Source organism: Streptomyces sp. NPDC025651, assembly GCF_055558735.1.
The window spans coordinates 1-13,911 of sequence record NZ_JBVHLZ010000020.1 but is presented as its reverse complement, the minus strand read 5'-3'; the positions used below and the strand labels follow the sequence as shown (position 1 = coordinate 13,911).

The window sequence follows — 13,911 nt, the reverse complement described above, 5'->3', positions numbered from 1 at the left end:
CGCGTACGTTCCCGTGAATGTTCCCGCGCCCGCTGAGCGTCCAAGTGCGCAATCCGCACGGTTGGACGCCTGTCGGTTGTCGGTCGGACGCCGGTTGGACGCCCCGGAAATCGATGAAACAGCCGACGCGCATGGCTCGGCGAGGGGGAAAGATGAACGGCAAAGCTGGTCGCACTCTGCCCTTGTTCGATTCCCAGGAAGGAATCTGGCTGGCGCAGCGTGTGGAAGGCTCCCGTCAGCTGTACAGCGTCGGTCAGTACGTCGAAATAGAAGGGCCCGTCGACACACGGGTATTCGGGCGCGCTCTGCGGCACGTCGTCGCCGAAACGGAAATCCTGCGGGTGCGTTTCGTGGAGACGGAAACGGAAGACGGCGACAGGGTTGCGCAGTTCGTCGCTCCCGCGCCCCCGGAAGGGGACGTTCTCCGCTTGGTCGACCTCAGCGATGTCAGTGACCTCAGTGATCCCAGCGGCCTCGGCGCCGCCGACGATCCGCGCACTGCCGCCGAAGCATGGATGCGAGCGGAACTGACCCAGGGCGCGGGAGCAGGAGAGGGAGAGGGAGCGGGCTCCCTCTCCGCCCACGTTCTCTTCCGACTCGCCCCGGACCGCCACATCTGGTTCCAGCGCCACGACCACCTGCTGATGGATGTCTACGCGTGTTCCCTCCTCGGGCGCCGCGTCGCCCACGTCTACACGGCACTGCTGCGCGGACAGCACCCCGAACCCTCCGCCCAGGCAACACTCGGCGAACTCCTGGAGGAGGAGTCCGCCTACCGGTCCTCGGAGCGGTACGAGCTCGACCGGCAGTACTGGCTCGACCACTTCGCCGACCGGCCGGACCTCGTGGGCATCCCCGGACACGGCTCCGCCGCGCCGCGGGCACCGCACGACGACCTGCCCGAGGTCCTGCGGGCGACCGGCCATCTGCCCCCTGCCGCCGTCGCGTTCCTGCGCTCGGCGGCGGCACGGGCCGAGGTGAGCTGGCCCCGGCTCGTCGTCGCCGCGGTCGCCGCCTTCATGGGCCGGATGACGGGAGCGGACGAGGCCTTCCTCAGCCTTCCGGTCGCCGGACGCACGAGCGACCCGGCACGACGCACCCCCTGCACGATGGCGAACATGCTGCCGCTGCGGCTGCCCGCCACCGCCGGCAGGAGCCTGCTGGAGCTGGCACGAGAAGCGGGCCGCGAGATCGGCGGCCTCCTCGTCCACCAGGGCTTCCGAGGCGAGCGGTTGCGCCGTGAACTCAACTGGCCGACCGGCGACCGATGGCACTTCGGGCCGTACGTCAACATCATGCCGATGGCCGGCGAGACCCTGTGGTTCGGCGAGCACCGCGGCACCGTCCGCGACCTGTCGAGCCGGCGCGTCGAGGAGTTCGGCGTGCTGGTCAGCGGCTGGTCCGAGGACGAGGGCATGCAGATCACGTTCGAGGCCAACTCCACGCTGTACGGCCCCGACTGGCTCCGGGCGGCACACCGCTCCTTCCTCGCGTTCCTGGAGCGGGCCGTGGGGGACCCGTCGGTGCCGGTGGGGCGGATCGACGCGGTGAGCGCGCCGGAGCGGGCGCGGGTGGTGGAGCGGTGGAACGCGGCGGTGGCGGCCGCCCCGCACGCACTGGTGCCGGAGCTGTTCGCGGGGCGCGCGCGGCGCTCGCCGGACCTGGTGGCGGTGCGCTGTGGCCAGGACGCGGTGTCGTACGGGGAGTTGGAGGCGCGGGCGAATCGGCTGGCGCGGCATTTGGCGGACCTCGGGGTGGGTCCGGAGTCGCGGGTGGGTCTGTGTCTGCCGCGCGGGATCGACATGGTTCTGGGGGAGTTGGCCGTGTGGAAGGCGGGCGGTGCGTTCGTTCCGCTGGACCCGGAGTACCCGGCCGACCGTCTCGGCTATGTGATCGTGGACAGTGGCGCGGACGTCGTCGTCGGCGCCGGAGAGTCGCTGGACGGCATCCCTGCCGGCACGAGCCGCCTCGTCCTGCTCGACGAGGTGGAGACCGTCCGGACCATCGCGGCGCGGTCCGCGGAGCCGTTCGGGGCGCAGGTCCTTGCGGATCAGCTCGCGTATGTGATCTACACGTCGGGTTCGACGGGGCGTCCCAAGGGTGTGGCGGTGGCGCACGGTGGTGTGGCGAACCTGGCGGAGGTGATGCGTCCCGCGCTGGGGGTGGCCGAGGGTGTGGTGGTGCTGCAGTTCGCGTCGTTCAGCTTCGACGCGGCGGTCCTCGACGTGGCGGTGACGCTTGCGGGCGGCGGCACGCTGGCCATCGCCTCGGGTCAGGAGCGGGCCGAGCCGGGCGCGCTGGCGGAGATGATCGAGGCCGCGGGCGTGAGCACCGCGAGCGTGGTGCCGTCCTTGCTGGGCGTCTTGGATCCGAACTCCGTTCCAGGGGTACGGAATTGGGTTCTGGGTGCGGAGCTGCTGACCGCAGACTTGGCGAGCCGCTGGACCGAGCAGGCGCGTGTGTGGAACACGTACGGCCCCACCGAGGCGACGGTCATGGTCACCGCGGGACCGGTGGACGCGGGGATCGGGCCGCGCGACGAGGCGCCTCCGATCGGGCGCCCGCTGGGGAACGTACGGATATACGTCCTGGACGCGTATCTGCGGCCGGTGGCGCCGGGTGTGATCGGTGAGGTGTACATCGCGGGGCCGGGTGTGGCGCGCGGTTATGTGGGGCGTCCCGGCCTGACGGCCGAGCGGTTCGTGGCGTGTCCGTTCGGTGGCGGTGGTCGGATGTACCGCTCCGGGGACCTGGCCCGCTGGGCGGCCGACGGGCAGCTGGCGTTCGCCGGGCGCGCGGACGACCAGGTGAAGATCCGTGGCTTCCGGGTGGAGCCGGGTGAGGTCGAGGCCGTGCTTGCCGCGTCCCCGGGGATACGCCAGGCCGCGGTGGTCGTGCGCGAGGACAGGCCGGGCGACAAGCGCCTGGTCGCCTATGTCGTGGTCGACGAGCGGCACGATCTCGCCGACGGCCTCACCCCTCAGGCCATACGTGGGCAAGTGGCCGCCCATGTACCGGAGTTCATGGTCCCGGCGTCGATCCAGATCCTGAACGCGCTGCCGCTCACGGTGAACGGAAAGGTGAACCGTTTCGCCCTCCCCGCGCCGGACCTCCCGGGCGCGGGCGGCGGCCGTGGACCCGCGACACCGCTGGAGGAGGTGTTGTGCGGGCTCTTCGGAGAGGCCCTGGGGCTGGGGCAGGTGGACACCGACACGTCGTTCTTCGAGCTGGGCGGCGACTCGCTGCTCGCGATGCGGCTGCTCGCCCGGGTCCGTGCCGTGCTCGAAGTCGAGGTCGGCATAGCGGAGTTGTTCGGGGCGCCCACGGTGGCCGGGCTGGCGCGGCTGATCGGTGACGGGACGGGCGACGGTGAGGCGCGGGTCGCGCTGGGCGCGCGGGTGAGGCCGGACGTGGTGCCCCTCTCCTTCGCCCAGCAGCGGATGTGGTTCCTGAACCGGATGGAGGAGTCCGTCCCGGGAGCGGCGGCCGCGTACAACTTGCCTCTGGCGGTCCGTATTTCGGGTGTGCTGGACGAGGCAGCTCTGGAGGCGGCGCTCGGTGACGTGGCCGACCGGCACGAGAGCCTGCGCACGGTCTTCCCCGACGCCGGCGGAGTCCCGCGGCAGCAGGTTCTGCACGGAGAGGCGGGGCGTCCGCGGATGGCGACCGTGGAGTGCGCGGAGCAGCGGGTCGGGGACGTGCTGGCGGAACACGCGCGAAGCGGCTTCGACCTGCGGGTGGACGTGCCGTGGCGGGTCTGGCTGCTGGTGGTCGGCCCGGCGGAGTGCGTGCTGTCGGTGGTGGCTCATCATGTGGCTGTCGACGGCTGGTCGATGGGTGTCCTTGCGCGCGACCTGGAGGTCGCGTACGCGGCCCGGTGCGAGGGCAGGCCGCCCGGCTGGGGCCCGTTGCCCGTGCAGTACGCGGACTACGCGCTCTGGCAGCGTGAGGTGCTCGGGGAGCTGGAGGATCCGGCCAGCGTGATCAGCGGCCAACTGGCGTACTGGCGTGACGCGTTGGAAGGCATCCCGCAGGAACTCTCTCTGCCGGTCGACCGAGCCCGGCCCGTGGTTCCGTCCTTCGAGGGATGGCGGGCGCCGCTCGGGACGGACGCGGAGACGCACGCTCGCCTCGTGGAGATCGCGGGTCGGGGCCGGGCGACGATGTTCATGGTGGTGCACGCGGCGGTGAGCGTGCTCCTGGCCCGGATGGGCGCGGGCGAGGACATTCCTGTCGGTACGCCGGTCGCGGGGCGGGGTGAGGCGGCTCTCGAAGAGCTCGCCGGGTTCTTCGTCAACACCCTTGTGCTGCGTGCCGACGTGAGCGGTGATCCGACCTTCGCCGAGCTGCTCGAACGGGTGCGGGCCGCGGATCTCGCCGCGTACGCCCATCAGGACGTGCCCTTCGAGCGCCTCGTCGAAGAGGTCAACCCGTCCCGCTCGGTCTCCCGAAACCCCTTGTTCCAGGTCATGTTGGCCTTGGAGACCGTGCCGGAGCCGGAGTGGCGGCTGCGGGGCGCGCGGGTGCGGTCGGCTTCGATGGTCGCGCCTGCCGCGCGGTTCGACCTGGCGGTGACGCTCGCCGAACGGCGCGACGGGAGCGGCGCCCCGGCCGGGCTGGACGGGGACGTCCTGTTCGCCGCGGACCTGTTCGACGAGGACACCGGGCGGGCGCTCGCGCGGCGCCTCGTGCGGGTCCTTGAGCAGGTCGCCGCCGATCCGCGGATCCGGCTCAGCGAGGTGGACGTCCTGACGGCGGACGAGCGGGCGCGGGTGGTGGAGCGGTGGAACGTGTCCCACCGGCCGGTGCCGGCGGGTTCGGTCGTGGGGGAGTTCGAGAGGTGGGCGGTGCGGACGCCGGACGCGGTGGCGGTGCGGTGCGGTGCGGAGGCTTTGTCGTACGGGGAGTTGGAGGCGCGGGCGAACCGGCTGGCGCGGCATCTGAAGGCGCTCGGTGTCGGCCGTGAGGGCCGGGTGGGTCTGTGTCTGCCGCGCGGGATCGACATGGTCGTCGCGGAGCTTGCCGTGTGGAAGGCGGGTGGTGCGTTCGTTCCGCTGGACCCGGAGTACCCGGCCGACCGTCTCGGCTATGTGATCGTGGACAGTGGCGCGGACGTGGTGCTGGGCGTCGGGGAGTCGCTGGCCGGGGTGTCGGTGGGTGTGGCGAGGGTCGTGCTGCTGGATGGCGCGGAGACCGAGGCGGCGTTGGCGGCGCGGTCCGCGGAGCCGTTCGGGGCGCAGGTCCTTGCGGATCAGCTCGCGTATGTGATCTACACGTCGGGTTCGACGGGGCGTCCCAAGGGTGTGGCGGTGGCGCACGGCGGTGTGCTGGACCTGGCGGACTCGATGCGGCTGCCGCTGGGCCTCGACGCGGGTGTGGTGATGCTGCAGTTCGCGTCGTTCAGCTTCGACGCGGCGGTCCTCGACGTGGCCGCCACGCTGACGGCCGGAGGGACGCTGGCCATCGCATCCCGTGCGGAGCGGGCCGAGCCCGCGGCCCTGGCACGGATGATCGAGGCCGCGGGCGTGAGCACGGCGAGCGTGGTGCCGTCCCTGCTGGGTGTGCTGGATCCGGACTCCGTGACAGGGGTGCGGAATTGGGTTCTGGGAGCGGAGCTGCTGACCGCCGACCTGGCGAGCCGCTGGACCCCGCAAGCGCGCCTGTGGAACACCTACGGCCCCACCGAGGCGACCGTCATGGCCACGGTCGGTCCGGTGGCCGATGACATCCGCCCGGAGGATCAACCGCCGCCGATCGGGCGCCCGTTGGGCAACGTACGCATGTATGTCCTGGACGCGTATCTGCGGCCGGTGGCGCCGGGCGTGATCGGTGAGGTGTACATCGCGGGGCCGGGTGTGGCGCGCGGCTATGTGGGGCGTCCCGGCCTGACGGCCGAGCGGTTCGTGGCGTGTCCGTTCGGTGGCGGTGGTCGGATGTACCGCTCCGGGGACCTGGCCCGCTGGACGGCCGACGGGCAGCTGCTGTTCGCCGGGCGCGCGGACGACCAGGTGAAGATCCGCGGCTTCCGGGTCGAGCTGGGCGAGGTCGAGGCCGTGCTCGGCTCGTACGCGGGGGTCCGTCAGGCCGTGGCGGTCGTGCGGGAGGACAGGCCGGGCGACAAGCGGCTCGCCGCGTATGTCGTGCCTGAGGGGCGAAACGGCCTCGACCCCCACGCCCTGCGCGAACAAGTGGCCCTCAGGCTCCCGGAGTTCATGGTTCCCGCGGCGGTCATGGCGCTGGACGCCCTGCCGCTGACGGTGAACGGAAAGGTGGACCGCGCGGCCCTCCCCGCACCGGACTTCACCCTCAGGGCCTCCGGGCGGGAGGCGCGCACGCAGACCGAGGAGATCCTGTGCGGGCTGTTCGCCGAGGTGCTCGGCCTTGAGTGGGTCGGTGCCGAGGACGGCTTCTTCGAGCTGGGCGGCGACTCGCTGCTCGCGATGCGGCTGCTCGCCCGGGTCCGTGCCGTGCTCGAAGTCGAGGTCGGCATAGCGGAGTTGTTCGGGGCGCCCACGGTGGCCGGGCTGGCGCGGCTGATCGGTGACGGGACGGGCGACGGTGAGGCGCGGGTCGCGCTGGGCGCGCGGGTGAGGCCGGACGTGGTGCCCCTCTCCTTCGCCCAGCAGCGGATGTGGTTCCTGAACCGGATGGAGGAGTCCGTCCCGGGAGCGGCGGCCGCGTACAACATGCCCTTGACGCTCAGCATTTCGGGCGTGCTGGACGTCGCCGCCCTGGAGGCGGCGCTCGGTGACGTGGCCGACCGGCACGAGAGCCTGCGCACGGTCTTCCCCGATGCCGACGGAGTCCCGCGGCAGCACGTGCTGACCGGCCGCGCGGGCCGCCCGCCCCTGACCATCGTGCAGACCGTCGCGGACCAGGTGCCGGAGGCGCTCTCCGCCGAACTGGGCGAAGGCTTCGACCTGCGGGTGGACGTGCCGTGGCGGGTCTGGCTGCTGGTGGTCGGCCCGACGGAGTACGTGCTGTCGGTCGTCGCGCACCATGTGGCTGTCGACGGTTGGTCGATGGGTGTCCTCGCGCGGGACCTGGAGGTCGCGTACGCGGCCCGGTGCGAGGGCAGGCCGCCCGGCTGGGGCCCGTTGCCCGTGCAGTACGCGGACTACGCGCTCTGGCAGCGTGAGGTGCTCGGCGAGCTGGAGGATCCGGCCAGCGTGATCAGCGGCCAACTGGCGTACTGGCGCGAAGCTTTGGAAGGCATCCCGCAGGAACTCTCTCTGCCCGTCGACCGGCCCCGGCCCGTCGTGCCCTCCTTCGAGGGGCGCCTGGTGCCGGTGGCCGCGGACGCCGAGACGCACGCCCGCCTCGTGGAGATCGCGGGTCGGGGCCGGGCGACGATGTTCATGGTGGTGCACGCGGCGGTGAGCGTGCTCCTGGCCCGGATGGGCGCGGGCGAGGACATTCCTGTCGGTACGCCGGTCGCGGGGCGGGGCGAGGCGGCTCTCGAAGAGCTCGCCGGGTTCTTCGTCAACACCCTTGTGCTGCGTGCCGACGTGAGCGGTGATCCGACCTTCGCCGAGCTGCTCGAACGGGTGCGGGCCGCGGATCTCGCCGCGTACGCCCATCAGGACGTGCCCTTCGAGCGCCTCGTCGAAGAGGTCAACCCGTCCCGCTCGCTGTCCCGCACCCCTCTCTTCCAGGTGATGCTGGCCCTGCAGAACGTGCCCGAGGCCACCTGGGAACTGCCCGGCGTGCAGGTGCGTCCCGCCGCGCTGCCGACCCGGCTCGCCGCCCGGTTCGACCTGGCGGTGTCCATGGTCGAGCGGCGCGACGCGCACGGGGCTCCGGCCGGGATCGACGGCGAGATCCTCTACGCCACCGACCTGTTCGACCCGGACACGGCCCAGACGCTCGCGCGGCGCCTCGTACGGGTCCTTGAGCAGGTCGCCGCCGATCCGCGGATCCGGCTCAGCGAGGTGGACGTCCTGACGGCGGACGAGCGGGCGCGCGTGGTGCAGCGGTGGAACGACTCCGCACAAGCGGTGCCGCCCTCGTCGGTCGTCGAGCTCTTCGAGGAGTGGGCCGCGCGGACGCCGGACGCGATGGCGGTCGAATCGGGCGAGGACACCCTGACCTACGGGGAGTTGAGGGAGCGGGCGGCGCGCCTGGCGCGGTACCTGATCGCCGCGGGCGTGGGCCCGGAGTGCCGCGTCGCCGTCGTGGTCGAGCGGTCCGTGGCGCTGATGGTGTCGCTCGTCGCGATCTCGATGGCGGGCGGGGTGTTCGTCCCGGTGGACCCGGAGTACCCGGCCGACCGCGTGGCCTACCTCCTGGAGGACTCCGACCCGTCCGTGGTCCTGTGCACCACGGAGACACGGCGGGCGCTGTCGGTGGACGTGGGAGCCGCTGGAGCCGCGGGGGACACAGGCGGCGCGGGGGCCGCGGGAGACACGAACGGCGCGCCGCCCTCGCGGCGAGTCATCGCCATGGACGACCCCGCGGTGGCCGGTGAGGTGGCCGCGCGCGACGCGGGACCGCTGCGGGACACGGAGCGCCGGGCACCGCAGGCCGCGGACAACACCGCGTACGTGATCTACACCTCGGGCTCGACGGGCGCACCCAAGGGCGTCGCGGTCTCCCACCGCGGGCTGCGCAACGTCGTCGAGGACAACCTCCGGCGGTACGGGCTCGACGAGCACAGCCGTGTCCTGCAACTGGTCTCGCCGAGCTTCGACGTCTCCATGGCGGACATCTGGCCGGCGCTCTGCGCGGGCGCGCGGCTCGTCCTGGCACCGGCGGGCCTCGACGCATCCGGCGACGAACTCGCCCACCTGATGCGCACACGGGGCGTCACCCACCTGGCGACGACCCCGACCCACCTGCTGCAGATGCGCCCCGAGGACGTGCCCGAACTCCGCCTGCTGATGATCGGCGGCGAACCCATGGCGCCCGAGCCGCGCCGCCGCTGGTCGACGGGCCGCACCATGTACAACCAGTACGGCGTCACCGAGGCGTCGATCATCTCCACGGTCAGCCCGATCCGGCCGGACCGCGACGGGACGACGCCCATCGGCCGGCCGATCGCGAACACCCGGGTGTACGTCCTGGACACGGCCCTGCGGCCGGTGCCGGTGGGTGTGCCCGGTGAGCTGTACGTGGCCGGTGCCGGGCTCGCGCGCGGCTACGTGGGGCGCGCGGGGCTCTCGGCGGAGCGGTTCGTGGCCTGCCCGTTCGGGGCGGGGGAGCGGATGTACCGCACCGGGGACGTGGTGCGGTGGACGGGCGAGGGGGAACTCGTCTTCGCGGGCCGCGCCGACGACCAGATGAAGGTCCGCGGGCACCGCATCGAACCCGGTGAGGTCGAGGCCGCGCTCGCGGGACACCCCGGAGTGCGCGAGGCCGTCGTGGTGGTGCGGGAGGACCGTCCGGGCGAACGCCGGCTGATCGGCTATGTGGCCGCCGACGCGGGGACGGTGGACGGGCCGACGGTCCGCGAACGTGCCGCCGCCGTGCTGCCGGAGCACATGGTGCCGACGGCGGTCCTGGTCCTCGACGCGCTGCCCCTGTCGGCGAACGGCAAGGTCGACCGGGCCGCGCTGCCCGCGCCCGACTTCGCCGAGCGGGTCTCGGGCCGGGCGCCCCGCACCGAGACCGAGCGCATTCTGTGCGACCTGTTCGCCGAGATGCTCGGCCTCGAACGGGTCGGTGCCGACGACGGCTTCTTCGAGCTCGGCGGCGACTCGATCAGCTCCATGCAACTGGTCTCCCGGGCGCGCAAGGCCGGCCTGGTCATGACGCCACGGCACGTGTTCGAGGAGAAGACCCCCGAACGCCTCGCGGCCGTGGTGGAGGCGGCAGGCACGGCGGACCGCGCCGCGGCCGTCCCCGACGTCGGTGTGGGCGAGGTGCCCTGGACGCCGGTCATGCGGGCGTTCGGCGAGCGGGCCGTGGGCGCGCGCTTCGCCCAGTGGATGACGGTCGGCGCTCCGGCGGGGCTGGGCCTCGATGTGCTGGCGGCCGGTCTGGGGGCCGTGCTCGACGCGCATGACATGCTGCGGGCGCGGACGGTTCCCGGTGAGCCGAAGCTGGTCGTGGGCGAGCGGGGGTCGGTGGACGCCGGACGGTTGGTCGTCCGCGTGGACGCGGTGGGCGACGACGACGCGGTGCTGGACGAGATCGCGGGGCGGGCGGCGCGCGAGGCCGTGGAGCGGCTCGACCCGGCGGCCGGTGTGATGGTGCAGGCGGTCTGGGTGGACGCGGGACCCGCACGCACGGGGCGCGTCGTCCTCGTCGTCCACCACCTGGTGGTCGACGGCGTGTCCTGGCGGATCCTGCTCCCCGACCTCCAGTCCGCGTGCGAGACGGCGACCGCCGGGCGCGTGCCACAGCTCGACGCGGTGGGTACCTCGTTCCGCCGCTGGGCGCGGCTCCTTGCCGGGCAGGCGCTGGACGAGAGCCGGGTCGCCGAACTCGACGGCTGGCGTGCCGTGCTCGGGGATCCCGAACCACCGCTGGGCGCACGGCCGTTGGACCCGCGGCAGGACACCGTGCGCAGTCTGCGCCGCCGCTCGTGGACGGTGTCGCCCGAGCAGGCGGCCACCCTGGTCGCCCGCACGCCCGGCGCCTTCCACTGCGGTGTGCGCGAGGTGCTCCTCGCGACCCTGGCGGGCGCGGTCGCGCACTGGCGGCCGAGCACCGCGTCCGGGCTCCTCGTGGAGATCGAGGGCCACGGCCGCGAACCCCTGGAGGGCGCCGACCTGTCCCGCACCGTCGGATGGTTCACGAGCGTCCATCCGGTCCGCCTGGCGGTGACCGGCACCGACCTGGACGACGCTATGGCCGGCGGCCCGGCGGCCGGTAGCGTGGTGAAGGCCGTCAAGGAGCAGGTCCGGGCGGTCCCCGGCGACGGCCTCGGGCACGAACTGCTCCGCCGTCTCAACCCCGGGGCGGGCCCGCTCATCGAGGCCGCGCCCGCCGCGCAGATCGGCTTCAACTACCTCGGCAGGTTCGCCGCGGGGGCGGCGGGCGCGGTCGACGACTGGCAGCTGGCGGGGGCGGCGGCGGTCGGCGGCTCCACCGAACCCGACCTGCCGGCGATGCACGTGCTGGAAGGGCTCGCGGTGGTCCGGGACACCCCGGAGGGCCCCGAGGTCACCGTCACCCTCAGCTGGCCCGAAGCGCTCCTGGACGAGGCCGACGTGGAGCGCCTCGGCCGGACCTGGGTGCGGATGCTCGGTGGCCTCGCCGCGCACACCGACGAACCGGCGGCCGGCGGGCACACCCCCTCCGACTTCCATCTCCTCGACCTCGAACAGGACGAGGTCGACCAGTTCGAAGCGATAGCAGCCAAGCTCGAGGAGGGTCTGTCCCGGTGAAGTCATCAACCGCAGCCCAGGGCTCGGCCCACGGCGCGCCCCGCGGCCCGTCCCAGGGGCCGGCCCGCGGCTCGGCGCTCGCGGGCGTGTGGCCCCTGTCGCCGCTGCAGGAAGGCCTCCTGTTCCACGCCGACTTCGACGACCAGGGACCCGACGTCTACGCCGTGCAGTTCACGCTGAACGTCGAAGGGCCGCTGGACGCCGACCGGTTGAGGGCGTCGTGGGAGGCGCTCCTGGACCGGCACGCGGCGCTGCGGGCGAGCTTCCACCGCAGGAAGTCGGGCGAGGCGGTCCAGCTCATCACCCGGAACGTGACGGTGCCCTGGCGCGAGGTCGACCTGACGGAGCGGGCGGGGGCCGGCCGCGCCGCTCGGCCGGAGGCCGACCTCCTGGCCCGGGTCGAGGAGCTGGCCGCGCGGGAGCGCGCCGAGCGGTTCGACCTGGCCGTCCCGCCCCTGCTCCGGCTGCTCCTCGTCCGGCTCGGCACGCACCGGCACCGGCTCGTCGTGACCTCGCACCACCTCCTCATGGACGGCTGGTCGATGCCGGTCCTGATGAACGAACTCTCCGAGGTGTACGCGGCGGACGGCGACGCCTCCGTGCTCAAGCGCACCACCTCGTACGGGGACTACCTGGTGTGGCTCGGCCACCAGGACAAGGAGGCCGCGCGGGCCGCCTGGCGGGCCGAGCTGTCGGGGGCGGACGAGCCGACCCTGGTGGCACCGGCGGTGCGGGGCGGGACGCCGGTGCTCCCCGAAGAGAGCGTGGTACGCCTTTCCCCCGAACTCACGCAGGACATCACGCAGTTGGCGCGCGCCCAGGGCCTGACGGTGAACACGGTGGTGCAGGGCGCGTGGGCGTTGGTCCTCGCGCGGCTCGCGGGGCGTACGGATGTGGTGTTCGGCGCGACCGTGGCGGGGCGGCCCGCCGAGCTGCCCGGCGTGGAGTCGATGGTGGGGCTGCTCATCAACACCCTGCCGGTGCGCGTGCGCCTCGACGGCGGCCAGTCGGTGGCGGACATGCTGGCGCGGCTCCAGGGACGCCAGTCCGGTCTGATCGCCCACCAGCACCTGGGCCTTTCGGAGATCCAGCGGCTTGCGGGCCCCGGTGCCCTCTTCGACACGCTCGTCGTCTACGAGAACTACCCGACCCCGTCCGGGAAACCGACCGCCCCCGACGCCCCCGCCTTCTCCGTCACCCCGGGCCACCAGGCGACCAACTACCCGCTGACGCTCGGCGTCCTCCTCACCGACCGCCTCCACGTCCGCGCCACGTACCGGCCCGACGTCTTCGACAGCCGGCGGATCGCCGAGCTGACGCGGCGCATCGTGCGGGTGCTGCAGCAGATGGCCGCCGACCCGTCGGTGCCGGTGGGCCGGGTCGACGTGACGGGCGGCCAGGAGCGCGAGCTGGTCGTCTCGGAGTGGAACGCGACGGCGGGCCCGGTGCCGGGCGCGTCCGTGCCGGAGCTGTTCGCGCGCCGGGCGGAGCGGTCGCCGGACGCGGAGGCGGTGAGCGACGGCGAACGGTCGCTCACGTACCGGGAGTTGGCCGAGAGGGCGGGCCGTCTCGCGTCGCATCTCGGGGACTTGGGAGTACGTCGCGGTGACCGTGTCGCGGTGCTGATGGAGCGGTCGGCCGATCTGCTGGTGGCGTTGCTGGGGGTGTGGCGGGCGGGCGCCGCGTACGTTCCCGTGGATCCGGACCATCCGGCGGAGCGGGTGGCGTTCCTGCTCGCGGACGCCGCGCCCGTGGCGGTGGTGTGCACCCGGGAGACGCGTGCGGCACTGCCCGGGGGCACGGCGGTCCGCACGGTGGTCCTGGACGACGCCGAGGTGAGCGAGGCGCTCGCCGGGCGCCGGGCTCCGCGGGCCGCTGTTGCGGTGGGTGCGCGGGACGTGGCGTACGTGATGTACACGTCGGGCTCGACGGGGGTGCCGAAGGGTGTGGCGGTGCCGCACGGGAGTGTGGCGGGTCTGGTCGGGGACCGGGGCTGGTCGGTGGGGGCGGGGGACGCGGTGCTGATGCACGCCCCGCACGCCTTCGACGTGTCGCTGTTCGAGGTGTGGGTGCCGCTGGTGTCGGGCGGCCGGGTCGTGGTGGCCGGGCCGGGCCCGGTGGACGCGGCGGGGGTGCGTAAGGCGGTCGCTGCCGGAGTGACGGTGCTGCACGTCACGGCAGGACAGTTCCGGGTGCTCGCGGAGGAGTCCCCGGAGTGTTTCGCGGGTCTGCGGGAGGTGTTGACGGGCGGGGACGTGGTGCCTGCTGGTGCCGTGGCGCGGGTGCGTGAGGTGTGTCCTGGGGTCGGGGTGCGGCATTTGTACGGGCCGACGGAGGTCACGCTGTGTGCGACGTGGCATGAGTTGCCGGTGGGGTCGATTGGTGGGGCGGTGTTGCCGATCGGGCGTCCGCTGTGCAACCGGCAGGTGTATGTGCTGGATGCGTTCCTGCGTCCGGTGCCGCCGGGTGTGGTGGGTGAGCTGTATGCGGCGGGTTCTGGTCTGGCGCAGGGGTACTTGAGTCGGCCGGGTCTCTCGGCGGAGCGTTTCGTGGCGTGTCCGTTCGGGGCGCAGGGGGAGGC

Annotated in this window: 2 protein-coding genes; both read left to right on the top strand. The window is 73.2% G+C overall.

The features are described 5' to 3' along the window. The first annotated feature begins 17 nt into the window (after window positions 1-17). A complete protein-coding gene (locus ACZ4D5_RS40995) occupies window positions 18-11,330 on the top strand; it encodes a non-ribosomal peptide synthetase (protein ID WP_467777607.1) in 11,313 nt (3,770 codons plus the stop codon). Then, window positions 11,327-13,911, top strand: a 2,585-nt coding sequence (locus ACZ4D5_RS40990; RefSeq protein WP_467777606.1) for a non-ribosomal peptide synthetase, incomplete at its 3' end; no start/stop codon positions are given. The genes ACZ4D5_RS40995 and ACZ4D5_RS40990, both read left to right, overlap by 4 nt.

Excerpts from the sequence above, each read along its gene's own strand:
- ACZ4D5_RS40995 (WP_467777607.1), top strand. The coding sequence starts at position 18 with ATGTTCCCGCGCCCGCTGAGCGTCCAAGTGCGCAATCCGCACGGTTGG.